At 55.2% G+C, this 26,326-nt stretch carries 27 protein-coding genes and 1 tRNA gene; 9 read left to right on the forward strand and 19 right to left on the reverse strand.

Features of this window, described 5'->3' with window-relative positions:
• Nucleotides 1–39: 39 nt before the first annotated feature.
• The 3 genes from gatB to gatC are packed head-to-tail and all read right to left on the reverse strand — an operon-like array spanning nucleotide 40 to nucleotide 3,268.
• On the reverse strand, nucleotides 40–1,497 hold the full coding sequence (gene gatB / locus JN414_RS08500) for an Asp-tRNA(Asn)/Glu-tRNA(Gln) amidotransferase subunit GatB (protein WP_202207515.1): 1,458 nt from the start codon (nucleotides 1,495–1,497) through the stop codon (nucleotides 40–42).
• Complete coding sequence (gene gatA / locus JN414_RS08505) at nucleotides 1,494–2,981, reverse strand: Asp-tRNA(Asn)/Glu-tRNA(Gln) amidotransferase subunit GatA (protein WP_064275349.1); 1,488 nt, start codon at nucleotides 2,979–2,981, stop codon at nucleotides 1,494–1,496. Before gatA ends, gatB begins: the two co-directional genes overlap by 4 nt.
• Nucleotides 2,981–3,268 (reverse strand): Asp-tRNA(Asn)/Glu-tRNA(Gln) amidotransferase subunit GatC, encoded by a 288-nt coding sequence (gatC, locus tag JN414_RS08510; protein WP_064275348.1) that lies wholly within the window; start codon nucleotides 3,266–3,268, stop codon nucleotides 2,981–2,983. Before gatC ends, gatA begins: the two co-directional genes overlap by 1 nt.
• A gap of 67 nt (nucleotides 3,269–3,335) precedes the next feature.
• On the opposite strand from gatC, the gene ruvX reads away from it, so the two are divergent.
• Nucleotides 3,336–3,821 carry a Holliday junction resolvase RuvX gene (ruvX, locus tag JN414_RS08515; RefSeq protein WP_202207516.1) on the forward strand — a complete coding sequence of 162 codons (486 nt, stop codon included), beginning with the start codon at nucleotides 3,336–3,338 and terminating at the stop codon, nucleotides 3,819–3,821.
• Between the two features lie 368 nt (nucleotides 3,822–4,189).
• On the opposite strand, the gene JN414_RS08525 is transcribed toward ruvX, so the two are convergent.
• Complete coding sequence (locus JN414_RS08525; RefSeq protein ID WP_202207518.1) at nucleotides 4,190–4,417, reverse strand: hypothetical protein; 228 nt, start codon at nucleotides 4,415–4,417, stop codon at nucleotides 4,190–4,192.
• A 105-nt stretch (nucleotides 4,418–4,522) separates the two neighbouring features.
• Here JN414_RS08525 and JN414_RS08530 point away from each other — a divergent pair, with 105 nt between their 5' ends.
• Nucleotides 4,523–4,765 (forward strand): hypothetical protein, encoded by a 243-nt coding sequence (locus tag JN414_RS08530; protein WP_202207519.1) that lies wholly within the window; start codon nucleotides 4,523–4,525, stop codon nucleotides 4,763–4,765.
• 505 nt (nucleotides 4,766–5,270) lie between these two features.
• Here the strand turns inward: JN414_RS08530 and JN414_RS08535 are convergent.
• Nucleotides 5,271–5,345 (reverse strand) — tRNA-Val (locus JN414_RS08535).
• Nucleotides 5,346–5,467: 122 nt separating this feature from the next.
• On the opposite strand from JN414_RS08535, the gene JN414_RS08540 reads away from it, so the two are divergent.
• A complete protein-coding gene (locus tag JN414_RS08540; RefSeq protein ID WP_202207520.1) occupies nucleotides 5,468–6,610 on the forward strand; it encodes an acyltransferase in 1,143 nt (380 codons plus the stop codon).
• Nucleotides 6,611–6,691: 81 nt separating this feature from the next.
• Here JN414_RS08540 and JN414_RS08545 read toward each other — a convergent pair whose 3' ends face one another.
• From JN414_RS08545 to JN414_RS08555, 3 genes are all read right to left on the reverse strand, one after another.
• A complete protein-coding gene (locus tag JN414_RS08545; RefSeq protein ID WP_202207521.1) occupies nucleotides 6,692–7,648 on the reverse strand; it encodes a glycosyltransferase family 2 protein in 957 nt (318 codons plus the stop codon).
• Between the two features lie 199 nt (nucleotides 7,649–7,847).
• Complete coding sequence (locus tag JN414_RS08550) at nucleotides 7,848–9,722, reverse strand: hypothetical protein (protein WP_202207522.1); 1,875 nt, start codon at nucleotides 9,720–9,722, stop codon at nucleotides 7,848–7,850.
• A gap of 11 nt (nucleotides 9,723–9,733) precedes the next feature.
• A complete protein-coding gene (locus tag JN414_RS08555; RefSeq protein ID WP_202207523.1) occupies nucleotides 9,734–10,666 on the reverse strand; it encodes a mitochondrial fission ELM1 family protein in 933 nt (310 codons plus the stop codon).
• Between JN414_RS08555 and JN414_RS08560 the strand changes: the two genes are divergently transcribed.
• A complete protein-coding gene (locus JN414_RS08560; protein WP_202207524.1) occupies nucleotides 10,650–11,888 on the forward strand; it encodes a DEAD/DEAH box helicase in 1,239 nt (412 codons plus the stop codon). The two genes, JN414_RS08555 and JN414_RS08560, sit on opposite strands and share 17 nt — an antisense overlap.
• Here JN414_RS08560 and JN414_RS08565 read toward each other — a convergent pair.
• Both JN414_RS08565 and JN414_RS08570 read right to left on the reverse strand, forming a co-directional pair.
• Nucleotides 11,885–12,952, reverse strand: a complete 1,068-nt coding sequence (locus JN414_RS08565; protein WP_202207525.1) for a glycosyltransferase family 4 protein — start codon at nucleotides 12,950–12,952, stop codon at nucleotides 11,885–11,887. The genes JN414_RS08560 and JN414_RS08565 overlap by 4 nt on opposite strands.
• The gene (locus tag JN414_RS08570; RefSeq protein WP_202207526.1) at nucleotides 12,949–14,145 is read right to left on the reverse strand and encodes a glycosyltransferase family 4 protein; all 1,197 of its coding nucleotides are present in this window, start codon (nucleotides 14,143–14,145) and stop codon (nucleotides 12,949–12,951) included. Before JN414_RS08570 ends, JN414_RS08565 begins: the two co-directional genes overlap by 4 nt.
• A gap of 169 nt (nucleotides 14,146–14,314) precedes the next feature.
• Between JN414_RS08570 and argE the strand changes: the two genes are divergently transcribed.
• Nucleotides 14,315–15,490: an acetylornithine deacetylase gene (argE, locus tag JN414_RS08575; protein ID WP_202207613.1), complete on the forward strand. Its 1,176-nt coding sequence runs from the start codon at nucleotides 14,315–14,317 to the stop codon at nucleotides 15,488–15,490.
• Nucleotides 15,487–16,530 carry a succinylglutamate desuccinylase/aspartoacylase family protein gene (locus JN414_RS08580; protein WP_202207527.1) on the forward strand — a complete coding sequence of 348 codons (1,044 nt, stop codon included), beginning with the start codon at nucleotides 15,487–15,489 and terminating at the stop codon, nucleotides 16,528–16,530. Before argE ends, JN414_RS08580 begins: the two co-directional genes overlap by 4 nt.
• Nucleotides 16,531–16,533: 3 nt before the next feature.
• Here JN414_RS08580 and glyA read toward each other — a convergent pair whose 3' ends face one another.
• Complete coding sequence (glyA, locus tag JN414_RS08585) at nucleotides 16,534–17,838, reverse strand: serine hydroxymethyltransferase (protein WP_202207528.1); 1,305 nt, start codon at nucleotides 17,836–17,838, stop codon at nucleotides 16,534–16,536.
• A gap of 92 nt (nucleotides 17,839–17,930) precedes the next feature.
• Here glyA and JN414_RS08590 point away from each other — a divergent pair, with 92 nt between their 5' ends.
• From JN414_RS08590 to JN414_RS08600, 3 genes are read left to right on the forward strand one after another with little or no spacing between them, the layout of a single operon-like run.
• Entirely contained in the window at nucleotides 17,931–19,364 is a 1,434-nt protein-coding gene (locus JN414_RS08590) for an APC family permease (protein WP_202207529.1), read from the forward strand.
• Between the two features lie 25 nt (nucleotides 19,365–19,389).
• A complete protein-coding gene (gene hemB, locus JN414_RS08595) occupies nucleotides 19,390–20,388 on the forward strand; it encodes a porphobilinogen synthase (protein ID WP_167626891.1) in 999 nt (332 codons plus the stop codon).
• 56 nt (nucleotides 20,389–20,444) lie between these two features.
• Nucleotides 20,445–20,756 carry a YraN family protein gene (locus JN414_RS08600; RefSeq protein ID WP_255494186.1) on the forward strand — a complete coding sequence of 104 codons (312 nt, stop codon included), beginning with the start codon at nucleotides 20,445–20,447 and terminating at the stop codon, nucleotides 20,754–20,756.
• Nucleotides 20,757–20,758: 2 nt separating this feature from the next.
• On the opposite strand, the gene JN414_RS08605 is transcribed toward JN414_RS08600, so the two are convergent.
• The 8 genes from JN414_RS08605 to purC all read right to left on the reverse strand — a co-directional run bounded on the left by JN414_RS08605 (nucleotide 20,759) and on the right by purC (nucleotide 26,197).
• Nucleotides 20,759–21,058, reverse strand: a complete 300-nt coding sequence (locus JN414_RS08605) for a hypothetical protein (RefSeq protein WP_046901637.1) — start codon at nucleotides 21,056–21,058, stop codon at nucleotides 20,759–20,761.
• Nucleotides 21,059–21,250: 192 nt separating this feature from the next.
• Entirely contained in the window at nucleotides 21,251–21,586 is a 336-nt protein-coding gene (gene grxD, locus JN414_RS08610; protein ID WP_046901638.1) for a Grx4 family monothiol glutaredoxin, read from the reverse strand.
• 88 nt (nucleotides 21,587–21,674) lie between these two features.
• The gene (locus tag JN414_RS08615; protein WP_046901639.1) at nucleotides 21,675–21,905 is read right to left on the reverse strand and encodes a BolA family protein; all 231 of its coding nucleotides are present in this window, start codon (nucleotides 21,903–21,905) and stop codon (nucleotides 21,675–21,677) included.
• A gap of 3 nt (nucleotides 21,906–21,908) precedes the next feature.
• A complete protein-coding gene (purL, locus tag JN414_RS08620; protein ID WP_202207530.1) occupies nucleotides 21,909–24,113 on the reverse strand; it encodes a phosphoribosylformylglycinamidine synthase subunit PurL in 2,205 nt (734 codons plus the stop codon).
• Complete coding sequence (gene purQ, locus JN414_RS08625; RefSeq protein WP_064272888.1) at nucleotides 24,110–24,811, reverse strand: phosphoribosylformylglycinamidine synthase subunit PurQ; 702 nt, start codon at nucleotides 24,809–24,811, stop codon at nucleotides 24,110–24,112. Before purQ ends, purL begins: the two co-directional genes overlap by 4 nt.
• Nucleotides 24,808–25,197 carry a Rap1a/Tai family immunity protein gene (locus JN414_RS08630; protein ID WP_064272889.1) on the reverse strand — a complete coding sequence of 130 codons (390 nt, stop codon included), beginning with the start codon at nucleotides 25,195–25,197 and terminating at the stop codon, nucleotides 24,808–24,810. Before JN414_RS08630 ends, purQ begins: the two co-directional genes overlap by 4 nt.
• Nucleotides 25,194–25,436, reverse strand: a complete 243-nt coding sequence (purS, locus tag JN414_RS08635; RefSeq protein WP_046901643.1) for a phosphoribosylformylglycinamidine synthase subunit PurS — start codon at nucleotides 25,434–25,436, stop codon at nucleotides 25,194–25,196. The genes JN414_RS08630 and purS overlap by 4 nt, the downstream gene beginning before the upstream one ends.
• Nucleotides 25,436–26,197 (reverse strand): phosphoribosylaminoimidazolesuccinocarboxamide synthase, encoded by a 762-nt coding sequence (gene purC / locus JN414_RS08640; protein WP_046901644.1) that lies wholly within the window; start codon nucleotides 26,195–26,197, stop codon nucleotides 25,436–25,438. The genes purS and purC overlap by 1 nt, the downstream gene beginning before the upstream one ends.
• Between the last annotated feature and the right edge of the window lie 129 nt (nucleotides 26,198–26,326).

A 26,326-nucleotide genomic window follows, 5' to 3' on the forward strand; every position in this document is an offset into this window, starting at 1 on the left:
GGCCTCGCCGTCAAACCCCTTAAGAACAATTTTTTTATCTCATTCGGAAAGAAGCTTTTTCAAGGTTTCATTCACCAGAGCCGGGTTCCCTTTACCCTTCATGGCCTTCATCGTCTGGCCAACAAAGAAGCCGAAAAGCTTGTCCTTGCCGGATTTGAATTCAGCAACCTTATCCGCATTTGCTGCCAGGATATCGCGGATGGAGCTTTCGATGGCTCCTGTGTCAGTCACCTGACGAAGACCTTTCCGCTCAACAATAGCAGAAGCCGATTCGCCAGTTTCTACCATGTCTTCAAGGACTTCCTTCGCAATCTTGCCGTTAATCGTCGAATCCGAGATCAGGCTTAACAGCTCACGCAGTCCTTCTGCACTGACTGGACTGTCTTCAATTGAGCGACCAGTGCGGTTCAGGGCAGCAAAGAAGTCTCCGAGCATCCAGTTGGTGGCAAGGCGCGCATCGGCGCCCTTTGCAACGGTCTCGTAGAAGTCTGCGACAGCTTGCTCTGCGGTCAGGACACTCGCTTCATAGCGACTAACGCCGTATTCGCGTTCCAGGCGGTCCCGCTTGGCTTCTGGCAGTTCGGGAAGAGCAGCTTCTAGTTCGTCAACCCAGGACTGCTCGATGATGAGCGGAAGAAGATCCGGGTCCGGGAAGTAGCGATAATCGTGCGCGTCTTCCTTGGACCGAAGCGAGCGTGTTTCGCTGCGGACATGATCGAACAGGCGCGTTTCCTGATCGACTTCGCCGCCAGCTTCCCAGATCTCGATCTGGCGCTGTGCTTCTACTTCAATCGACTGCATGACATAGCGGATCGAGTTGACATTCTTGATCTCGCAGCGGGTCCGATATCCCTCCTCGCCCGGCTTGCGCACGGAGACGTTCACGTCAGCGCGCATGGAACCTTCTTCCATGTTGCCATCGCAGGTGTCGATATAACGCAGGATCTGACGGAGCTTCCGCAGGTAGGCTCCGGCTTCTTCCGGTGAGCGGATGTCTGGCTCACTCACGATTTCCATGAGGGCGACGCCCGCACGGTTCAGGTCAATGAAGGAACGCGTTGGGTCCTGATCATGGATGGACTTGCCTGCATCCTGTTCCAGATGAAGTCGCGTCACGCCGATTTCACGTGTGCTTCCATCTGCGAGATCAACCAGCACCTTGCCCTCACCCACGATGGGATGAGCAAACTGGCTGATCTGATAGCCAGTGGGGAGATCGGCATAGAAGTAGTTTTTGCGATCAAAGCGGCTGAAAAGATTGATCTGCGCGTTCAGGCCAAGGCCGGTACGCACGGCCTGCGCAACGCATTCCTGATTCAGCACGGGGAGCATACCCGGGAAACCCGCGTCAATCAGGCTGACATGCGTATTTGGCTCGCCGCCGTAAGAGGCGGAGGCGCCAGAGAACAGCTTCGCTTTGCTGATGACCTGGGCATGAACTTCCAGCCCGACGACAATTTCCCATTCGCCGGTGTTGCCGGTGATACGATAGCTCATGCCGACACTCCTGCATGGATGGCGGGTCTGTGGGTGAAGGACGCAGCCTGTTCGATGACGTGCCCTGCTGCGATCAGTGTTTCTTCGTCAAAGAACTTGCCAATGAGCTGAAGGCCGAGCGGAACGCCCTGTGCGTCCAGACCGGCCGGAACAGAGAGTGCAGGAACGCCTGCCATGCTGGCTGGAACAGTGAAGATGTCATTGAGGTACATCTGCACCGGGTCTGTCGGCTTTTCGTCCTGAGCGAAGGCACTGGACGGCGCCGTTGGCGTCAGAAGGAAATCCACCTTCTCGAAGGCATTCAGGAAGTCCCGCTGGATCAGTGTACGGACCTTCTGTGCGCGCAGGTAATAGGCATCGTAATAACCCGACGACAGAACATGTGTTCCGATCAGGATACGGCGCTTCACTTCTTCACCAAAACCTGCGGCGCGGGTGGCTTCGTACAGTGCATCAAGGGAATCCCCCTTCACACGTTCGCCGAAACGCACGCCGTCATAACGGGCAAGGTTTGAAGATGCCTCTGCGAGAGCTGCGATGTAGTAAGTTGGAAGGCCGTACTTCGTGTGCGGAAGAGACACTTCCACCACTTCTGCGCCTGCGGCCTTCAGCCAGTTGATACCCTGCTGCCAGAGGGCCTCGATCTCGGCTGGCATGCCTGGGGCATGATATTCCTTGGGAATACCAACGCGCAGGCCTTTGACGCCTCGCGTCAGCGCTGCTTCGTAGTTTGGAACAGGGGTATTGACGCTTGTGGAATCCCGCTCGTCGAACCCGGCCATGGATTCCAGCAGGATTGCGCAATCCTGAAGGTTGCGGGCCATCGGGCCAGCCTGATCCAGCGAGCTTGCGAAAGCGATTGTGCCGAAACGGGAGCAGCGGCCGTAGGTCGGCTTGATGCCAGCAATGCCGGTGAAGGCGGCCGGCTGGCGAATGGAGCCACCCGTATCCGTACCGGTCGCGCCCAAGACCAGACCTGCGGCTACGGCAGCGGCAGAGCCACCGGAAGAACCGCCCGGAACCAGCTTGGCGTCAGAGCCATTGCGCTTCCAGGGGTTTTCTACCGGGCCAAAGGCTGAGTTCAGATTGGCGGAACCCATAGCGAATTCATCGAGGTTCAGCTTGCCAAGGAACACGGCGCCGTCACGCAGAAGGTTGGACGTCACCGTGCTTTCGTAAGGCGGGACAAAATTGCCGAGAATCTTGCTGGCCGCCGTCGTGCGGACGCCGTTCGTGCAGAACAGATCCTTGATGCCGAGCGGAATGCCGGTCAGTGCGCCGCCCTCACCTTTCGCCAGAACGTCGTCCGCAGCCTTTGCTGCTACGCGAGCCTGATCGGGCGTACGGGTGATGAAACTGTTGAGGCGGCCATCCAGACGCTCGATGGCATCCAGGTGGGCGTTCGTCAGTTCAACCGCGGAAATCTTGCGAGCCTTAAGGGCATCCCGGGCGGAAGCCAGCGTAAAATCGTGCATGCCGGACATTATTCGACCACCTTCGGAACCGTGTAGAACGGACCTTCACGGTCCGGAGCGTTTGACAGCACGTCATCGCGGCGATTGCCGTCCGTGACGCGGTCTTCCCGCAGGCGTGGCGTGGCGAGGCCTGTGCCAATCATGGGAGGGACATCTGTGACGTCCACTTCATTAAGCTGTTCCACCCAATCAATGATGGAACCCATGTCCTTCCCGAGAGAGTCTACCTCCCCCGGTTCGAGACCAATTCTCGCCAATCTGGCGATGCGCGTGACCGTTTTCGCGTCGAGCGACATGAACATTCCTGAAAAAGAGGAAATTATGGTAGCTTTTCAGCCGTCAGACAGATCATAACGCCGGGTTATGTCCCTGTTCAATCCACAAGACCTCCGTAATGTTCTTCAAACTGATCAGCGTATCCTTGGGCTGGACCCAGGATCGAAGACGATCGGCGTTGCCCTGACAGATGTTTCCCTCATGCTCGCCTCACCATTCATGGGGTTGAAACGGCGGAAATTGGGGGAAAATGCCAAGGAGTTGGCAGAGATCGTGACGCGTCAGAATGTTGGGGCGCTGGTGGTTGGCTTGCCCCTGTCACTGGATGGATCTTTTGGCCCAGCAGCACGTGCAGCATCGGATTGGACGACTGCTCTCTCGGAGCGATTGGGTATTCCGGCATGTCTGTGGGATGAGCGGCTTTCTTCCAGCGCTGTTAATCGCTTCCTGATTCAGGATGCAGATATGACGCGCGGGAGGCGAGCTGAAGTCGTGGACAAGATGGCCGCAGCCTACATGCTGCAAGGCTGGCTTGATGCAACGAAACCCGATCTTGAGAAGAAATATTTATAAAGAAAGGCAATTGGCTGAGCTCACATGAAACTCACGCCAATCAGAATCCCGAGAATAGAAAGCCCAACCAAAATACACAAAGGCAACATAAGGGTGGAGAGTAGAGACTCTCCCTCTTGCGTTGCATCCAAAGCAATTTCGTCTTCGGTATCATCGATGTCTGTCTGATCAGTCATGATCGGACAGTACGATATCACGCCGGTACAGGCGAGAAAATTATCTCATTACTCCATCAAAAGCTAAAGTCCGAAGAGGTGGATTTATGAAATGGAAAATTTTCAAAATCTGTTTGAGGGGCTGATATTCACCTCTCAAACAACGTTGAAAAGATCAAACTTTGTGGTTTTTATATATTTAACAGAAAAAAATCAGATGTAATTTTTATTATACGTTATTTTTAAGGCTTCAATCCGAAGATTTATTTCCTGTTTCGGATTTTCTTTCATTATTTTACATGGAATATTAATGGGAACATCACGTTTTTGTTGGGAAATCATCATATCTGAATGTCGCGTGCAAACTTCGAGTGTTGCCGCTTTCATGGAAATGCTCACGCGATCATGTAGTGAAGGGTTTCTTGATGAAGGGTCAGACATGAATTCGGTCCTTCCTTAATTCGGACTGAATTTATCCTGTTTTTCCGACTGTGGCAATTGATACTGTTTTCAAATAAGCTTTTCTCCTCACAGGAGGGCCCTAAAATGGCTGATGAAGAAATTGCTGGCTATCTTATTCGCCGTGAACTTGAAAACGGGGACGATGAATTCTGGAACCCTACAGAAAAATGGGTTTCTGATCCGGGTGACTCAGAGCTTTATGAAGACGAAGATGAAGCGAATGCCGTTGCTGATCTCCTGAGCGAAAATGACTCATTGGCGATTACCGTCGAAGAAGTATATTTCGATGACGGAGAAGAGGAAGATGAAGCCACAGACGGAGAATAAAATTTTCTCTTAAATGGTGAAGGCCGCACTGCTTTTTGTAGTGCGGCTTGTTTTTCGTATTTCGTCCTTAATTCGATAGTATTTTCTAATTTTTGGTATATTTCTTTTTTATATTTTAGAATACCAACAACCCAAAGGGCGTTGGATCAGAAATGCGCAAATCAATAAAGAACTTCAACACGACGCTGAGCGTCTGAATCTTTTAGCTAGCAAATCATCAATGCCGGATGATATCAAATATATACTTGTGGCTCGAGCCAACAAATTGGCGGGTTACCGTCCTTGTTTGATTGGTTTCAGGCTTCATCACAAGAACAGGTTGAGCTCGAGAAACTTTCGACTTTAAGCGAGGTATTTGTAGAGGTCATTCCTCATGACCCGGCAGGCATCCGAAGTTTCCCCCCGAACATGCCGAAAATCGCATGTAAAGAGCGACATTGATTTATAGAAATTATACTCTGCTCTACAGCAGCATTAAAAAATAAATCTTTTCAAGGACTTAGAATGGTGGGCGCGACAGGGATTGAACCTGTGACCCCTGCCGTGTGAAGGCAGTGCTCTACCGCTGAGCTACGCGCCCATTCATTGAGCGGGCTTTTAACAGCGGCTGTACAGTCTGACAAGACGCTTTTTTAAACACCTCTTCGCCTTTGTTTGAACTTATTGCGCTTCCAGAAATACTTTGTCTGACTCGGAGCGACAATGAAACGGAATGCTGCCTTGGATTGCTTGCGAGGAGCAGCAATCCTTCTTGTGATCAGTAATCACATCGGAATACGTATTCCTCTCCTCCACACCGAATTAGCGAGCTTTCTGCCGCACCAATTTCTGGTGAGTGTGAACTATAACGGGGGGGAAGCCGTAAGCATCTTCTTCGCTTTATCCGGCTTTCTGATCACTACCAGAGTTATGCAGGTCTTTGGAGCACTTGATCGGATCCAACCAGCTACATTTCTTATTCATCGCGCCATTCGTATTGTTCCCTGCCTTGTACTCCTGGTGTGCGTTCTGGGAGTTCTCGATTATATCGGCTTTGAGGATTATCGGTTCTCCAAGCCGGGTCAGAGTTTTATCGGTGCCGCGATGGCAGCTTTCGGGCTTTACTTCAATATTTGGCAGGCGCGGCATGGATGGAGTGTTGCAGGCTGGACGGTTCTGTGGTCGCTCTCGATTGAAGAGCTCTTTTATCTGCTGTTTCCGTTTCTCTGTCGGCTGAATGCCCGGCTGCGCATAGGGCTACTTGTTATCCTCGCCGCTGCAGCGCCAGTTTATCAGGCGACACTTAAAGGCAATGAAATCTGGAAAGAGCAAGCCACTCTGACTGGGCTGGGGACGATAGCCTTGGGTGTTCTTATGGCCATTATAGCAGCACGTTATCGTCCAATCGGACGTTGGCCTGTCGCTATGGGGCTGGCGGGCATGGTGATGATGCTGTTGGAGATGTGTGGCCCCTCATCATGGTGGCCTCTGCTGTCCGATGGCTGGTTTGCTGTCCTCTATTTGGGCATTGCCATGTTGGTTCTGGCGTGCGGCTGGCGTTCCTTTGAGGGGGCTCAATGGAGTTGGTGGATCCGCAGAATGGGGCAACTGTCATATGAGGTTTATCTGTCTCATATGTTTGTTGTCATGGCAGTCGTTCGGATCTGGAGACATAACCACTGGCCTCAAAGTCTGGGGTGGATCGTTTATCCAGTTTGCCTGATGGTGATCTGGGGTTTGGGTGAAACTGTTTCGCGGTTGTTCACCAAGCCGATCTCTCGAATTCTGGAGCAGGCACTAACGTCTCATATTTATCAAAAATCCCCTGCCGTTAACTCGGTCAAAATATCTGGGGTACAGCCTTAAAATACCTCTTCTCTCGCCGCCGATATTCCATTGCCAGCATGAGTAGACTGCATGGTGATTTCAGAATTCTCGATATTTTGACTACTCCCTGAGCAAGGGAGGCGCTGGCAATGAGAGGTAATGCATGCGTTTCTGTTCGCGTCTGCCTAATGTGATGCTATCCAGAATCAGGCCGCACACCAGTGAAAGTGCCGCAAGGATCATACTGCCTGTGGCAAGGAGTGCTGTAGGGAGGCGCGGTACCAGTCCTGTGTGAAGATAGGTCAAAACGACAGGAAGCCCGAGACTTAGGCCCATAATGGTAAAGAGGGATGCGAGGGCTGAAAAGAACATCAATGGGCGCTCCTGCTTCACCAGATTGATAATGGTTTTCAGAATTAGCAGCCCATCTGAGTAGGTGCGCAGCTTGGAGGCAGAGCCAGGTGGGCGCTCAATATACGTTGTCGCAACTTCCCCGATGGGCATCCCTAATTCAAGGGCATGGACTGTGAATTCGGTCTCTGTTTCAAAACCGGCGGAAAGAGCAGGAAAAGACTTCACGAAACGACGTGAAAATACTCGATATCCGGACAGCATATCACTCAGACGCCGACCAAAAACAAACGTTACCAGGCCTGTAAGCACTTTGTTGCCCAGTACGTGGCCGCGCCGATAAGCCGCTTCCCGGTCTGTCACGCGGGCTCCATTTACCATGTCCAGCCCTTCTGACATGGCGGCCTTGAGCATGATGGGCGCTGCGGCGGCTTCGTAGGTGGCGTCTCCGTCGACGAGAATATAGTAGTCTGCATCGATGTCTGCGAACATGCGGCGGATGACGTGCCCTTTGCCTTTCATCCGTTCTGTACGGACAATTGCTCCGGCGGCTTTGGCGATTTCCTTGGTGTCGTCTGTTGAGTTGTTATCATACACATAAATATTGACGCCCGGCAGTGCCGCACGAAAATCATGAATAACCTTTTGAATGGTCACTTCTTCATTATAGCAGGGTACAAGAACAACAATGCGGTACGAAGAAAATGGATCATTTTCAGAAGGCATTTAGGTGTGACCAATATTGAGAGTGTTTGAAATACCGTATTTGGAATTTATAGATTTCTTCTGCCTGAAACTCAAAGGCTGATATCGTTTTGTATAAACGATGCGCATGTCATCATCTGGCCGATTGCCGCAAAAGCAATGTTCTATGCTGAAGAACAGAATAACAATCCGCTCTTCAGCATAAGTGTAAGTGGAGCTGTCAGAAACCAAACATATGATCGAGGGAGAAGCCGCCTTCCCCATTTTCCAATCCGTGATACCCGAACAGTCGGCATGTCAGGTCGCGGATCAGGATATAACCACCGACACCTGCGCGTTCCAGAAGAGCATTCTCGAACATCTCATGCGGACGAACTATGTATGAACCCGATGGCTGGATGTGGATGGCTGTTTCAGCCACGAGAGTACCATCAACTGCGTGGAGGAGTAGAACCGTCTCGGATGGATCTGTTCCCTCAATAGACGCTGGATGGATCAGGCAACAAAAACTACGCAGATGATCATGCCCAAGCTTCAGGAAGAGGCGCGTCGTCAGGCCCGGCGGTGGACCGGAGTAGGATTGCGGTTCGGAACGCCATGTCATGAGCGTGTTAAAGATGTGGGCTCCAAAGCTGGTTTCTGCCGCATGATCGGTTTCACGGTTGCGATAGCGCATGAGCGCATGAAGCCAGCCGTCAGCTTCTCCTCCGTCTCGGAAGTCATATACCAGATCTGCATGCCCTGGCCGGTCTGTCAGGTCATGCAAGGCGATGGCTGTTGAGTGGCTGCGCGGAAGATTGCCAAGGAAGTGGGAGCCTACCGGCTGGCCGGCATCATCGAAAATATCCAGCCGCACAGGAAGCGTTTCCAATGCTTCGGACATGGGGTTTGGTTGGATAAAGCTTTCAAATTTTGCAGGGTCCAGAATGGGAAAAGGCAGCAGAAAGCCTCGGCCTAGCGATGGTGCGAAATTTCTGATGGCTGGGTCTGGGCGAATATTGTCCCGCTCGACATTCAGGTGTGCAATGCGTGTGCGTCCACGCTGAGTTATTTCATAGCGCGGCCGAACCAGATGACGTCCTGAGCGCATTTCGAGCTGGGCAGGCCATGCGAGTTCGGGAAAGATTTTTCCAACATCGACTGCGACCGTCTCAAACGGGCCGATCGCCTGATCTACGCCACGATGTTCTTCCACGCCCATGGGGTTAAAGGTAATGCCTCCCGCCGGGATCGTGGTGGCATGGCTGTTCTGGACCCAGACGGTAAGGGTCTCATCTGCTTCCGGAGCCGGTAGCGTGGCATAACGGACAGATGGCCAGGCATTGGCGTCATGCGTGACGGACAGGCTTGGGTCACCGTTTCTGCCCCAGACATCCAGCGCGTACTTGACGACGTCATGCCCGCGTGCGCCGATCACATGAATGAAAAGCTGCCCCATAAACGGTGGCAGGTTGAAACGTTCACGTATTTGGGCGCTATCAATCGTGATGCCTGCGCCAGACTGGGTAACAGGTTGCTCCCACTGGGCGATGACCTGCCCGGACTGGTCATAAAGACGTAGCCAGTAACGCAGATCCTGCGAGCCATAATTGGACCAGTAGTTGGCCGTCACGATCCGCGTGGAAAACTGATCGTCATCCCGAAAAAAAGCAAAATTTGTCGCGAAATTGAGTTTGTCGAGATAGGGGCGACCACGGACGATCATATCATCGGGTAGGCGTGCCGGGGCGAGAGTGTGCAATGTGCGCCCGTTCAGGAGCTTGCCCAGACGACCGCGCATTTTCGCGTTATCGAACGAGAGCGCCAGAATGATATCTGCATCAGTGTCGGGCAGTTCCAAAAGGGCTTGCTTCGCCCCACCAAAGCCGTCGGGTTGGCCAACCTGCTCGGTATCATGAACCAGCACGACAGAAGGTTTTAGTCCCGGATAAAGGGCAACCAGCGTTCGGACGGTGTCCTCGGGGTCGTAAATGACGATTGTCTGCCCGGCGAAGGCCTTCTCCATGCGCGTCAGCGCCTCGGCTGCTAGCGGGTGGGCCAGCGCCTTGTAGAGCACGTTTCCACCCTGTGGACCGAAAGTGCGGATATCGAGCATAGAGGGCCCTTTCAGAGCTTCAGTCGTCGGCGCATTTCTCTCGCCACAGTGGGGGTGTCGTCAAGCGGCTGGACAGACCATGATGTCAAGGTCGGGTTGAATATGCGGACGCGCCCTGCTTCCTCAAGGGTTTGCACAAACCGGCCAATGCGTGCTGACTTGCCCGGAAGCGGAAGAACCATCACCGGTGCAGTCGTAGCGGCAGCTTCAGAAATCATGGAAACACTGTCTGTAGTCACGGCAATCATATCTGCGCAGGCAAGCATCCCGAAATAAGGATTGTTATCTCCCTGCCCCTCAAGAATGCGGATACCGGCTGGAACAAGCTTTTCCTTCAGCACGGCAAGAGCGGCTGGGTCCGTCCGGCGTGAGGGGGTCAGGACAGCCTGCATTTCATTCCGGTTCACGAAAGCGATCAGTCCTTCTGCCATTTTGACTGCTTCCGCCACCCCAAGAGAAAAGCGCCCGTTTGTGCCGCCAACCAGAATGGCAAGCAAAGGCCGCTCGTCATGTTTCAGACGATCAGCCCATAAGGCACGGGCATAATCCAGCTTCTGGGGCGTGACGGGGTGCAATGCATTGCGAGAGATCAAAACATTCGGGCCATTAATGCCGTCATGGCTGTTGGCAACAATAAGATTAAATTTTGTGAGGTCAGTTCGGGGATTTTGAATCTGCACCACGGGCAACCCTTCCCGTTTGGCAACTGCTGCCCCTGCAATACCTCCCGTCCCACCAATACTGATGATCAGTTTTGTGTCAGGCGCTATGGTGATGGGGGCAATGCGCTTTAAAGGAGACGGCCAGTATCGGGCCGGAACATGGTTCCAGGGTTTGCGGATCAGAACGGGTTGAAAGTCCCAGTCCATTCCTGCTTTCTCCGCGAGACCGGCACCTTGCGCACGCATCCCGGCGAAGTCTTCGGCGATGATCGTGGCCTTCATGGTTGGACTCCAAAAAAAGACGCTATTTCCCGAAACGGAAGAAATTTGGCAAGAAGCGGATATGACGATGCCTGAAACACCTTCCATTTCCAATTCTGACGGTTTTGCCGAGTTTGGACTGATCCCCCCTCTTCTGGCCACGCTGGAGCAGGTTGGGCACAAACGCCCGAGCGCGATCCAGTCTCAGGCCATCCCGCCGCTTCTGGCCGGGCGCGATGTGCTTGTCGCATCCCAGACAGGAAGTGGCAAAACTGCTGCTTTCGTGCTCCCCATGCTGCAGAAGCTGAGTGAAGGGGAAGCTGCGCCGGGCCCGCGCGCTTTAATTCTTGAACCCACACGGGAGCTGGCCGCGCAGACTGCGGCAGTCTGCCGTCAATTAGGGCGTCGCCTGTCTTTGAAAACGCGTGTGATCTGTGGCGGAACACCCCGTGATCAGCAACTGCGCACGATCCGCGATGGCGTCGACATTATTGTAGCCACGCATGGACGACTGCTGGACCTGGTGATGCAGGGTGAACTGGTTCTGGAGTATTTGACCTACCTCGTGCTGGATGAGGCCGATCGCCTCCTGGATGAAGACTTCTCCGAAAGCATGACGGCGCTGACACCGTATTTTCCCGATGTACCGCCGCAAACCGTCTTTTGCTCTGCTACGTTGCCGGAGCCGGTCATGGCTCTGGCCAAGCGTGTAACGCGTGATCCGGTTCGCGTGGATGTTGCTGCTGAAACCTTCACGCCAAAGAAAATACGCCAGCGCGCGATGTTTGTGGAAAAAGACGACAAGCCTGAAACTGTCGCACGTATTCTGGAGAGGTTTCCGGGCCGCAGCATGGTCTTTGCCCGCACAAAAGTGAATGTCGATCTGATGGCCAAGGTGCTTCGCCGTCATGACATCAGGGCGGAAACCCTGCACGGTGATCGGACACAAGGCGCACGAAACAAGGCTTTGGATCTGTTCCGGCAGGGCCGCGTGCCTGTGTTGGTGACCACGGATATCGCCTCACGTGGGTTGGATATTTCCGATGTTGATCTTGTCATCAACATGGACATGCCGGAAACGCCTGAATCGTATGTTCACCGCATTGGCCGGACGGCCCGTGCCGGTAAGAAGGGCGCTGCGTTCTCTCTTATCAACAGTGATGAGCGTCTGTTTCTGCGCGATATTGAAAAGCACATTGGCTATCGCATTCGTATCGCGACAGAAGACGCACTCGACACCTAAGGGAGGTAGCGATCCAGAATATTTCTTCCCAGTTCCTGCCACGCAATTGTGCTGTCAGGAATTGGAGGAATTGGTGGTGGATTTTTCAAAAGGACGGTGATTGCCTGAGCGATTGCCTCCGGCTCCGGTTCACAGAGTACTGCCTGTGAATTGTCAGCAAACTGCTCCGTGAGCCCCCCCACATTTGTCGCAACGATATAACGCCCTCCTGCTGCGGCCATTGCGCCAACGCCACTTTGAGAGGCTTCCCGATAGGGAAGCAGCAATACGTCCGCCCAGCCCATCAGTTGTGACAGCTCATTTTCTGGAACCCACCGATTTTCAACGTGCACTCCGTTGATCTTCTGAAGTTCAGCAAGTTCAGGGCTATCAGGCCCCTGCCCGATAACGCGACATTCGATAGGAATATCAACCTGCGGAAGTGCCGCAGCCAATAGGTCCAGTCCCTTGTAAGGCAGAAGGCGTCCAAACATCAGCAGCTTGGGCTTCCCTTGATGGCTAAACGGCGGAGCGGCGTTCGTCCCGATAAATGGTGGATGGGAAAGTGAAAGGATCCTTTTTCCCTGACACGATGCGTCGCCCGACAATGTTTGGGCGACGTGCTGGCTAAAGGTGACCAGACTGGATGACTGTCTGATCAGAATGCGTTGAAGAAACATCTGTAACGGGTAGCCGTCTCCCGGATGGGCACGGGCATCGTGAATGATCGTGATGACCGGCACCCCGGCCCGCCGCAGAGCATGCGCCATGAGAACATCAAGCGGCCCTGGCATTGCACAGATGGCGATATCGGGCCTGTTGCTCAGAATGGCCATGAAAAGACGTGTGATAATCACCGGTGCCTGCAGGAATTTGCAGAACAACCCGAACGCAGAGCGATACGTCCTGAATGTCAGGACATTCGCAGGAGCGTGATGGCTATGAAGGATTTCCGCTTGGTCTGAAAGCGAGAGCTGAACACTGGTTCGGGGAAGTGCAGCAAGCCCATTGGCAAGGTCCACCGCGATTCGCGGCCCCGCGCCCCGTTTCCCCCACTGCCAGACAAAAACTTTCCTGGCGGTCACCCCTGAACTCCTGACGCCTGTACCGCTTGCAGAAGGCTCTGGCCGTTCAGTCGATCCTCCACACGCTTCATGGCGGCATTCCCCAGGCGTTCCCGAAGGGCAGGATTATCTGCGGCTTCTCTTAATGCCTGTGCTGCGGATTGAACGTCAGGGTTGGCCCAGCTGGTTTGCGGCATGTCGAGAACACCCCGTGGGTCACGGGCGGGAGACAGACTGTAGGCGACAGGAAGTCCGCATGAAGTATCCATGAACTCCGCCGATGCAGACCAGTCCGTGGCTACAATGCAGCGCCCCAGCGCCATGGCTTCTGCCACGACCAGTCCGAACCCTTCGCTCTTGTGAAGGGAAAGAATGATATCAGCACAAGCCATAAGTGCCAGCGTGTCTTCGCTGCTGTAATGCGCAGTATCGAGGCGAATATTAGGAGCCCCGCCGATCGCGGCCTGAATGGCGGCCATATCATCTGGGTAGTTCTCTGTATGGCCAATCTTCAGCAGTAAAATCCGGTCAGGACGGATGCCAAACGCCTCACGAAAGGCCCGAATGGTATCGATGGGATTCTTCCGAACCATGCTGGACGCAAGATTAAACGAAACAAGAACAATGAGGGCATCATCTGGCAGGTTGAATGCCGCCCGGTCTTTCTGAGAGGGTTTTTGACCCGCAAGGCCAACAGGGTGTTCCACCACGCGAACCGGGACATTGAGGGGCGCGATCGCATCAGCGGTAAAGCGGGACGGCACCCAGATTTCATGGACATATCGCCGAGCGTATGTCCATGTTTTTGGAATGATGGGCAATTCCCATGCCCAATAGCCGATCACTTTCCGGCCGTTCCGAAGAGAGCGCGGCATTCTGAGAAGGACAGAGGGGAGCATTGGCGCATTGACGTGAATGACAAGAGGTGCGCCTGCCCCGACTGCATCCCCTTCAAGTCGCCGGGTGTCTATATCCCAGGTCGCACAGGGAATGTTCAGCTTGCGCAAAGCCTGCACCATCAGACGGGCCCCTTCGCCCAGTCCTGAACTGCGGCTCAGTTCTCCAGCCACAATAATGCCGGAAGCACGGGATGGATAAGTCTTGCTGATGCTGGGCGCGACGAGGGCTGTTGCCCATGCAAAAAACCGTCGTCTCGGTTCCTGAGGCAGTTTTTGCCAGATCCTGTGAGCTACAGAAAGATCAGGGTGGCTCACGGCATGTCCTTCAAGGCGTGTTTCGTACGGAGAAAAATCGGTTTCAGTTTAAAATCAGCTGCCGTCACGCCTGCTTCTTTACAACATGTTTCCTGCCTTGAGCATCAGCATCATAAAGCCGTTACAAGCTCTATGGCGACTGGCCAGGAACGTGCTTACACTACAATCCATGACCGATCCACGCACCATTCCTCCCCGGGTAGAGACGATTCTTGCGGCATTGGTCTCGTTTGATACGACCAGCCGCCATTCAAATCTTTCGATTATCGAATGGATCGAAGGTTATCTGGCTGCCCATGATGTCGCTTTTACCCGGTATCCGGGTGGAGATGGCGGGAAGTGGAACCTGCATGCCGTTATCGGTCCAGAAAAAGCTGGGGGAATGGCATTCGCCGGGCATGTGGATTGTGTTCCGGTTGACGGTCAGGACTGGTCGTCTGATCCTTTTGTTCTCAGGGAAGAGAACGGCCGCCTCTATGGGCGTGGCGCAGCAGACATGAAGGGCTACGTCGCCTGCATGTTGGCCGCAGTGCCCGATTTCAAGGCTATGGATCTCCCTAAGCCCATCCATCTGCTTTTTACCTGCGACGAAGAAATTACCTGTGATGGGGCACGACACCTGATCGAGGACATAAAGCAGGCGCATCTGCTCCCTGCCCTCTGCATGGTGGGCGAACCGACCATGATGACGCCCGTAATCGCTCATAAAGGGCGCTTCGCTGTTCGCGTGCGGCTAACTGGAAAGCCGGGGCATTCCTCCCTGCCGCAGGGTGGGAGGAATGCCTTGCATGCCATGGGGCGAGCTATCGCTATCTGTGCCGACGAGGCTGACCGCCTTGCTGTGGAAGGTCGGCGGGTTGATGGGTTTGTTCCGCCGTATACAACCATGCAGGTCGGGCTCGCATCCGGTGGCAGTATCCTCAACATCATCCCGGAACAGGCCGAATTTGACGTTGAATGGCGGAATGTTCCCGGCGATGAGGGATGCGTCGAGTTTGAGAAGTTACGTGAGGCCCTCTCTCCGCTGGATGAAAGTCTGAGAGAAGATAACCCCGGCGGCGGCATCAGCTACCTTCTTTTGGTGGACTTGCCTCCACTTGCCCTGGCCGCCGACCATCCTCTGGCAGAACTGACGTGCCAGATCACCGGCAGCAACACGACGGGAAAAGTGTCTTATGGAACTGAGGCTGGGATCTACCAGCGTGGTGCCATGGAGAGTATTGTCTGTGGTCCGGGAGATATTGCTCAGGCTCATCGTCCGGACGAGTTTATTGCGAAGGAACAGCTTGAGCGCTGTGAAACGGTCATACGGGATTTTGCACGGAGAGTAAGCGGGGCGGCATGAGTTGTAAGGCAGGACAGAGGCACCATCCGATACGGCTTCGTCAGCCGCGCCTGACTGAAGACCTGCCCGGAAGCGGCCGTCCGGCTTTTCCTTTGAACGTCTGCCTGAATCCGCCTGATCTCTCAGCATGGAGAAATCCTGCATCTGGCATTTCGGGCGTCATGATTTTCGAGTCCGGTCGAAGTGGGCCGGAGGTCGTTATTAGCGGGATGGTTCATGGTAACGAGTATGCTGGTGGCCATGCCCTGGATAGGCTCAGAAAGACACTTCCCGTTCCGGAGGTTGGTCGTGTCACGCTGATTCTTGCCAATCTGGAGGCTTTCGACCGCTTTGATCGTTCTGCCCCGATGGCTTCTCGCTACAGAGAGGAAGACCTCAACAGACTCTGGCATCCATCACGTCTGAACAATGATGAGCAGTCCTGTGAACTGGCGCGAGCCCGGGAGCTGCGTCCTTTTATTGAGCGTGCTGATCTCTTGCTGGATCTTCACTCCACACTCTGGCCGTCCCACCCGCTTTTCATTGTTCCCCCCAGGCGGCGGTCCAGTGATCTTGCCTGCGCATTAGCCTCAGAGGCCGGATCACCGACGCTGGTGCTGACTGACCTTGGACATCACGGCGGCTCTCGCCTGATTGAGCATGCGCGCTTCATGGCCGTTGGGGGCACCGGACGATCCTGCCTGCTGGAAGCGGGATTACATTGGGAGCCGGAAACCGTGGACGTGATGGAGAAAGTGAGCCGCCGATTTTTGGCTGAAGCTTTGAATGTGCATATTCAGGGCATTGCACAGGATAAAACGCAGCCAGCAAGGCTTGCTGTTGTGACGGATAACGTCACAGCCAAAAGTGGAGAGTTCAGCTTTGTTCAGCCTTGGGTTGGCAATACCTGCATCCCAAGAGCAGGAACTGTAATCGCTAGGGACGGTCATGACGCAATCTGCACACCCTACGATGACTGTCTGCTCATCGTGCCTAATCTGCGCCCTAAACAAGGGCAACTTGCGGTGCGTCTGGCCAGACGCACCGCAAGTTCACCTTAACTCTTAGGCAGAAGCGCGATCATAGATCGGGAAGCGACGGCAGAGTGCCTTCACTTCTTCATGGACACGGTTGGTCGTGTCATTGACGTCGCCCTCTTCCAAAGCTGCCGTCAAAACTTCGTCCATCATGCGGGCAATGGTGCGGAATTCTTCTTCGCCGAAACCACGCGCCGTTGCAGCCGGGCTGCCCAGACGAATGCCTGACGTGACGAACGGCTTTTCCGGATCGAACGGAATGGCGTTCTTGTTGGCCGTGATGCCAGCGCGTTCCAGAATTTCTTCTGCAAGCTTGCCCGTCACTTTCTTGGGGCGAAGATCAACCAGCACCAGATGGCTGTCTGTGCCGCCTGTCACGATATCGAAGCCACGTAGCTGAAGTTCGTCGGCCAGTGCCTTCGCATTGGCTACAACGCGCTTCTGGTAGTCGCGGAAGTCGTCCTTCAGGGCCTCACCGAAGGCAACGGCCTTGCCAGCGATGACGTGCATCAGCGGGCCACCCTGTAGACCTGGGAAGACCGCAGAGTTGATCTTCTTGGCCAGCTCGGCGCTGTTCGTCAGGATGATGCCGCCACGTGGGCCACGTAGCGTCTTGTGCGTCGTGGACGTCACGATGTCAGCATGCGGCAGCGGGCTCGGATACAGGCCAGCGGCAACCAGACCGGCAAAATGAGCCATGTCCACCATCAGATAAGCGCCAACCTCGTCAGCAATCTTCCGGAAGCGCGGGAAGTCGATCACGCGTGGATAGGCGGAGCTACCTGCAACGATGATCTTCGGCTTGTGTTCGCGGGCCAGCTCTTCCATCTGATCGTAGTCGATCAGGCCGTCCTGCGCCCGCACGCCATACTGAACGGCGTTGAACCACTTGCCGGAGTAGTTCGGAGCTGCACCGTGGGTTAGATGCCCGCCAGCCGCGAGGCTCAGACCCAGAATGGTGTCGCCTGGCTTTGCCATTGCCATGAAGGCTGCCTGATTGGCATTGGCGCCGGAATGCGGCTGCACGTTTGCAAATTCTGCGCCGAACAGCTTCTTAAGGCGCTCGATGGCGAGGGTTTCAACGCGGTCCACGTCAACGCAGCCACCATAGTAGCGCTTGCCCGGAAGGCCTTCAGCGTACTTGTTGGTCAGAACAGAGCCCTGCGCTTCCATCACGGCAAAAGATGCCATGTTCTCGGACGCGATCAGCTCGATACCATCCTGTTGACGGGTCAGTTCGTCATTCAGGATTGCGGCAACTTCGGCATCAGCCTCTTTTAGAGGCGCGTGGAAAAAAGGATTCAGCGTGGACTGGCTGGCGTGTTCCGACATCGTGGTCCATTCTCCAGGGTGAGTTCGCCCCGTCACTACCGCAGAATGCGCGCGTCGGCAAAAACAATCCGTGTTTCCAACGAGGATCTTTCATGACCAATCCGCTCTGGCGGACCAAGCCTGTGTCTTCCGCTGCGTCTGACAATACAGGCCTGAAACGTGTTCTTGGCCCCTGGCACCTGATTGCACTCGGTGTAGGTGTGACCATCGGTGCCGGCCTGTTCTCCCTGACAGGCGTTGCAGCAGGCCAGAACGCAGGCCCTGCCGTCACGCTGTCCTATCTTATTGCTGCCCTCGCCTGTGGATTTGCCGGCCTCTGTTACGGCGAACTGGCTGGGATGATCCCGTCAGGCGGGTCAGCGTATTCCTATGCCTATGCGTCCATGGGTGAGTTGATCGCCTGGATCATCGGCTGGGATCTTGTGCTTGAATATACAGTAGGTGCAGCCGCTGTGGCCTCGAGCTGGTCGGGCTATGTATCCTCCCTGCTCTCAGGCTGGGGCATTACGATTGATCCGCGGCTTCTGGCGACACCCATGACACCCGTGACACTGGCGGACGGGTCAGTTGTCAGTGCCTGGTTCAATTTTCCGGCGGTTCTGGCTATCTGGGTCGTGACTGCTTTGTTGATGCGTGGTGTCAGCCAGTCTGCTGCGGTGAATAATGTTATCGTAGTCATCAAGCTGGCAGTGATCGCTCTGGTGCTGGTGTTCTGCATCCCGCATATCAAGCTGGCAAACTATCATCCGTATATTCCGCCGAATGACGGCACCTTTGGGCATTTCGGCTTCTCTGGCGTAATGCGGGCCGCCGGGATGGCATTCTTTGCCTATCTGGGATTCGATATCGTCTCCACAACCGCGCAAGACAGCAAAAACCCGGCCCGGGATATTCCGGTCGGCATTATCGGAAGCCTGCTGATCTGTGGTGTTGTTTATGCAGTGTTCTCTGCGGTTCTGACGGGCGTTGTGAACTATAAAGTCATGGCGAATGATCCAAGCCCGGTTGCAACAGCGATTGATGCTGCTGGTGCCCCCTGGCTCGCCAGTCTCGTTAAACTGGGGATTACAGTAGGATACGTTTCTGTCCTGTTTGGGCTTCTTCTGGGTCAGGCGCGTGTATTTCTGGCCATGTCGCATGATGGGCTGCTTCCGAAAGTCTTCGCGAAGCTGAACACGCGCACGCATACGCCCTGGACGTCCCATCTGTGCTTTGCTGCCCTGACAAGCGTTCTGACTGCAGTGCTGCCGATCGGTGAGTTGGGCAACATGACATCAATTGGAACGCTGCTTGCGTTCATCATTGTCTGCGTCGGCGTTCCACTCTTAAGAATAAAAGAGCCTCAGGCCCCACGCCTTTTCCGTGTGCCCGGTGGGCCGATTATTCCGGTTCTGGGCGTGTTGTCCTGCGGTGCGGTCATGGTGTCTCTGGATATGCTGACCTGGGTTCGGCTGGTGGTATGGCTCGTGATCGGGCTGGCGATCTATTTCTGTTACGGAGTACGTCACAGCCTGCTTTCCAGATAGAAAATATAGGAGCATGATTGGGGGCATGACGAACGCATCATTCCCCCTCTTCCGCCCGCGGCGTAATCGCCACGATGCCTTTACACGTCGGCTGGTTCAGGAAAATCGACTGCACGTCGATGACCTGATCTGGCCGATTTTCGTTTGTGAAGGCGAAAACCAGCGCCAGAAAGTGTCCTCCATGCCCGGTGTTGAGCGCGTCAGCCTCGACAATCTGGTGGAGCATGTCCGTCCGGCTGTTGAGCTTGGCATTCCGGCGGTTGCCATCTTTCCCATCACGCCAGTCGAACTGCGTGATGCAACCGGCACTGAAGCCCTGAACCCGGACAATCTGATGTGTCGCGCCTCCCGCGTCATCAAGGAAGCCTTTCCGGAGCTTGGTGTTATCGGTGACGTGGCGCTCGATCCCTACACGGATCATGGTCATGACGGCGTTATCAAGGATGGCCGTATCCTCAATGACGAATCTGTTGAAATCCTTCGTCAGCAGGCGCTCAATCAGGCTCGCGCTGGAAACGACATTATTGCGCCGTCTGACATGATGGATGGTCGTGTGCAGGCAATCCGCGAAACACTCGATGCCAACGGCTTCGAGACTGTCCGAATCATGGCTTACACCGCGAAATACGCTTCCGCCTTCTACGGCCCGTTCCGTGATGCGTTGGGATCAGGTGGCCTTCTGACGGGTGACAAGAAAACCTATCAGATGGACCCGGCCAATTCGGATGAAGCTCTTCGGGAAGTGGAGCAGGACATCCGGGAAGGTGCGGACATGATCATGGTCAAGCCCGGCATGCCGTATCTGGATATCATCCGCCGTATTCGTGACCGTTTTTCGGTGCCGACCTTCGCCTATCAGGTTTCTGGTGAGTATGCGATGCTAGCCGGCGCTATTCAGAATGGCTGGCTTGAGCGGGATCGTACCATCATGGAGAGCCTGATCGCTTTCAAGCGTGCTGGCTGTAATGGCATCCTGACGTATTTTGCGATTGATGCTGCCCGTCTTCTGAAAGAAGAGCGCTGATTAACCGTCGCGCGAAAGGCGTTCAGGCTTATTACGGAGGCCTGAACGCTGAAGAGATCGCTAAGCGCCATATGGTGGAGGCAGGGCTGGAAATTCTGGCTCAAAGGCTCAGAACACCATATGGCGAAATTGATCTTCTGGTCGCGGATGAAGACTGGATTATCGCTGTTGAGGTGAAGAGCCGTTCCACACTCAGGGATAGCGCGGAAGCTCTCCGTCCTCGTCAGGCGGAGCGCCTGATGGCAGCGTTTGAGTATGTCCTTGCGACCAAACCTGAATGGTCGCGTCCGAACACGCGCTTCGACGTTATTGTTGTCAATCGCGAGGGGCAGGCGCGACGCATCGTGGATGCGCTACGCCTTACATAATATCAGGTGCGACGGCTGCGGACGTGACGATGAGCTGTTGTTGCGGCAGCTGCATGCGGGCGGTAAGCCACGTTACGGATCACAGCGTGATGTCCGCTCCATGCCATTGAGTGGCTTGCGGAGTGACGAGCAAAGTGAACAACCGGGCGGTGGTAAACCGGGGTTGCTGTCAGCGCATCAAATGTCAGCTTGCTGGCTTCGTAATCAGTGATGGCTGCACGGGCATGAGCCTTTCCGGCTCCCATGCATAGTCCAACGCCCATAATGCCGAGAGCAATTCGGCCAGCCCACTGTCGCGCCATTGATGTGTTTCCATCCCTGTTTTGATGGAACTACCGTATGACGTAATCAGAGGGTTCGACAACCCCGATGGGAAAAGTTTTAGAAAAAATCAAGGTCTTGCCACTTTTGGACACATCATGGCTGAATTGTGGCGTCTGCAAGCCTTGAAAAAGGTTGAATTCCGGCCGTTTCAGCGGCCGGAATTAACGAAATCAGGCATTCGCCGTAGCGATTCCTTTTTCGGTCAGCAGAGTCTCAAGTTCACCGCTCTGGTACATGTCCGTCACGATGTCGCAGCCACCAACGAACTCACCTTTGACGTAGAGCTGCGGCACGGTCGGCCACTGTGAGAAATCCTTGATGCCCTGACGAAGCTCAGCGCTTTCAAGAATGTTGCAGGTCTCGAACGGCACGCCAAGGTGGTTCAGGATCTGCACAACGCGTGCAGAGAAGCCGCACTGCGGGAAGAGTTTGTCACCCTTCATGAACAGCATGACCGGGTTTGCGTCGATCAGGTTCTGGATATGCTGGAACACGGTCTCAGACATTGGTTTTTCCTTTTGTCGGCATCAGGGAGAGGCAATGCCCTCCCTGGCTGTCAGCAGTCACTTCAGAAGGGAATGATTCCCCCTGAGTTCAAGGGGTCAGGGTTTTGAGAGCCATCGCATGCAGCTCAGTACCCATGCGGGTTCCGAACGCATCATAAACCAGTTTGTGCTGGCGTACACGAGAAAGCCCTTCGAATGCCGTGCTGACCACGGTGCAGGCGTAGTGATCCCCGTCCCCTGCCAGATCCTGAATTGTGATCTGGGCATCGGGAATGGCGGCGAGGATGGTCCGTTCGATTTCGGATGCTGTCATCGGCATGTGTCAGGCGTCCTCACCCATGAATTTCGGGAAGAATGCTGCGTTGATGTCGCGCAATCTGCTGGCTTTTAGTGCAATACCATCCGCAAGCTTCAGTTCCTTGCCGCCGGAATGACCCAGCTTGCGGGCGGGGACATGAGCTTTTTCGGCTGCGGCAAGAAGAGCCTGCGCGCTTTTGGTCGCCACAACATAGCACGCCTGATCTTCACCGAACCAGAAGGCATGCAGTGGAATGTTGGATGGGGGTGCATTCAACACGCATCCAACATCTCCAGCCATGACCATCTCAGCCAGTGTCACAAGAAGACCGCCATCTGCAATATCGTGGCAGGCTGCGACCAACCCGGCTTCAATCTGTCCGCGCACAAAGTCACCGTTCCGGCGCTCTGCAACAAGATCAACATGAGGTGGAGCACCGTCCTCGCGATGGCAAATCTCACGGAGCCACAGGGACTGACCAAGTTCCCCACGGATTTCGCCGATCAGAACCAGATCATGGTCTGCAGGCATGGATAGTCCGATGGACCGCGAAGCATCTGCGAGAACACCCAGAGCGCCGATCGCCGGTGTTGGGAGAATAGCCTGGGCCAGACCTGATGGTGAACGTGTCTCGTTATACAATGAGACATTGCCACTCACGACCGGGAAATCCAGCGCACGGCACGCCTCACCCATGCCTTTGATGGCTTGAGCAAACTGAGCCATGATTTCCGGGCGTTCCGGATTGCCGAAGTTCAGGTTGTCCGTCACGGCCAAAGGCTTCGCACCTGTTGCCGTAATGTTGCGCCATGCTTCGGCAACAGCCTGTGCTGCTCCGGTTTTCGGGTCAGCCTGACAGTAACGCGGGGTGCAGTCTGTCGTCAGGGCGAGGCCCAGACGCGTTCCTTCCACGCGCACAATGGCAGCATCTGCTGCACCTGGGCGACGCGCCGTATTGCCGCCGACGGATGCATCGTACTGGTTCCAGATCCATGCGCGGGACGCCAGATCCGGGCAGCCGATCAATGTCAGCAGAGCATGCTCAATCCCTACCGGGTCTGCAGGTGGCTGGATGTGCCGTGGGGCCTCCAGCGGAACAGTCGGGCGATTGTAGATCGGAGCTTCATCCGCCAGCGGTGCCAGCGGAATATCCGCTTCGACCTGTCCGTTGTGCTTGATTGTGATGCGGCCACTATCTGTCAGTTGCCCGACGATCGCGAAATCCAGTTCCCATTTTTCAAAGATGGCCCGGGCCTGCTCAGTGCTCTCTGGCTTGAGAACCATGAGCATACGCTCCTGGCTTTCAGACAGCATCATTTCATACGCTGACATGCCGGGTTCGCGCTGCGGGACGGAATCAAGGTCAAGCTCAATTCCGACGCCACCCTTCCCTGCCATTTCAACAGCAGAAGACGTCAGGCCAGCCGCACCCATATCCTGAATGGCCACGATCGCATCTGTGGCCATCAGTTCAAGGCACGCCTCAATCAGCAGCTTCTCGATGAACGGGTCGCCCACCTGAACGGTTGGACGCTTGGAGGCGGCCTCATCGTCGAACTCGGCGGAGGACATGGTAGCGCCATGAATACCGTCTCGACCGGTTTTGGAGCCAACATAAACAACCGGATTTCCAATGCCTGCAGCAGCAGAAAGGAAAATCTTGTCCTGCTTGGCAACACCGACCGTCATCGCATTGACGAGCGGATTGCCGTCATAGGCCTTGTGGAAGTTGACTTCCCCGCCGACCGTCGGAACGCCGACGCAGTTGCCGTACCCACCTACGCCGCGAACAACACCATCGACGATACGGCGCGTTCCCGGATTCTTTGGATCACCGAAGCGCAGGGCATTCAGGTTGGCGACCGGACGGGCTCCCATGGTGAACACGTCACGCAGGATACCGCCCACACCTGTCGCTGCGCCCTGATAAGGCTCGATGAAGGACGGATGGTTGTGGCTTTCCATCTTGAAGACGGCAGCCAGACCTTCGCCGATATCAACAACACCCGCGTTTTCGCCCGGCCCATGAATGACCCATGGAGCCTTGGTTGGCAGCGTCTTGAGATGGATGCGGGAGGATTTGTAAGAACAGTGCTCGGACCACATGACCGAGAAAATGCCAAGCTCCGTAAAGCTGGGCATGCGGCCCATGATGCTCAGGAGCTTGTCATATTCCGCAGGTGTCAGGCCGAAAGACTGGGCCAGTTTGGCGTCGATTGTAACACTCATCCGACGAGAGCCTCCACCAAGCCTTTGAAGAGCGGCACGCCATCAGTCGCGCCGATTTCCGGGTCAGTCAGGTTTTCAGGGTGCGGCATCAGGCCACACACACGGCCATTTTCGCTCAGGATACCAGCGATCGAGCGCGCGCTGCCGTTAGGATTGGAGTGGCGATTGCCCTCTGAGACCTGTCCATCAGCGGCACAATAGCGGAATGCAACCCGGCCCTCTCCTTCGAGACGCTCAAGCGTTTCAGGTGAGGCCGTGTAGTTGCCATCACCATGCGCAAGCGGCGCACGGAAAATGTCGCCGCTCTTCCATCCCTGTGTGAACGCCGACGTGGCATTTTCAACTTTCAGGTGGCAGTCCTGCGATAGAAAGCGCAGGCCAGCGTTGCGAAGCAGTGCGCCTGGCAGAAGATGCGTTTCCGTCAGGATCTGAAAGCCGTTACAGACACCGAGAACATGGCCACCCTTCTCAGCGAAAGCTTTGACTTCGCGCATGATCGGAGAATGAGCAGCCATGGCACCACTGCGCAGATAATCCCCGAAGCTGAAACCCCCTGGTAGAACCACGAGATCCAGATCACCAAGGGATGTGTCCCGGTGCCAGATCATCTTCGGGGTCTGGCCGGAAACCAGCTTCAGGGCGTGCACCATGTCGCGCTCCCGGTTCGTGCCAGGAAATACGACGATACCTGCCTTCATTTCTGAGCCTCCGGAGCCGTATGGCAGGGGTAAGCATCATGCAGGGCACGGTAAACGGCCTTGCCGCCCGACTGCGTCAACGCATCGTTATGAGCGTGCAGCCAGGAAATCAGCTTGCCGCGGACCTGCGTTGTCGTTTCGCTGACCGGAACACAAAACGCGACAGGCGCGCCAGCGTCATCGGCGTAGCTGTCGTATTTCTTGGACCAGACTTCGCTGTCCATGACGCCTGCGAGATACGCGTCACAGAGAGCGGTGGACTTGCTGGCTGAGCACATGTTGCCCAGAGCTTTTCCGGAGACCTTGGAAACGCGCTGTGCATGCGCAGGAGCCGCAGCTACGGTCACGAGACCGGCAGCCAGAAGAGCAGCGGAGAAGAGCTTCATGCCGCCACCTCGACGCTGAAGTCTTCAATGACCTCGTTAGCCAGCAAAGCGCGGGCCATGGCCTCACCCTCAGCAAGAGCTGCAGCATTGTCCTGCGCTGCAACGTCCAGTTCGATCACGCGGTTAACGCGGACTTCACCAACACCTTTGAAACCCAGAGACTCAAGAGCATGGCCGACGGCTTTGCCCTGCGGGTCAAGAACACCATCTTTCAGAGAAACGAAAACGCGGATTTTCATTATACTGCCTCCGGACCCTTGAGGTCTCCATTACTGGCTTCGGGCAGGATCCCGAGACGCCGTGCAACTTCCTGATAAGCTTCTTCGACGCGGCCCATGTCCCTGCGGAACCGGTCCTTGTCCATTTTCTCGCTGGTCTTGCTGTCCCACAGGCGGCAGTTATCGGGAGAGATTTCGTCAGCGACGATAATCCGCATCTCCTCGCCTTCCCAGAGACGGCCGAATTCCAGCTTGAAATCAATGAGGGTGATGCCAACGCCCATGAAGATGCCCATCAGGAAATCATTGGTCCTGAGAGCCAGCGTATTCATGTCGTCCAGGTCCTGTGGTGAGGCCCAGTCGAACGCGGCAATATGTTCTTCAGAGACCATCGGGTCCCCGAGAGTATCGTTCTTGTAGTAATATTCGATGATCGTGCGCGGCAGACGGGTCCCTTCAGGGATGCCAAGGCGCTTGGCGATCGAGCCCGCCGCAACATTGCGGACCACCACTTCGAGTGGAATGATCTCGACTTCGCGGATCAGCTGCTCACGCATGTTGAGACGGCGAATGAAGTGCGTTGGAATGTTGATGTCGTGCAACTTCATCATCAGGTATTCGCTGATGCGGTTGTTCAGGACACCCTTCCCTGTGATCACGCCACTTTTGGCGCCGTTTCCGGCGGTAGCGTCATCCTTGAAATACTGCACGAGCGTTCCGGGCTCGGGCCCTTCGAAAAGAACCTTGGCTTTGCCTTCATAGAGCTGGCGGCGGCGGGCCATGAGCAATCCTTACTGCGTTGCGCCGTCCCGTTTGTCAGGGATGCGGAAACGGCTGGTCCAGCGACGGTTTTTCGGTTCCATAGCATTGCGGAACCGGAACCGCGAGAGTGCGGGAAAACTATTCCCGCC

It is taken from the genome of Gluconobacter sp. Gdi (assembly GCF_014132155.1).
Taxonomy (GTDB): Bacteria; Pseudomonadota; Alphaproteobacteria; order Acetobacterales; family Acetobacteraceae; genus Gluconobacter.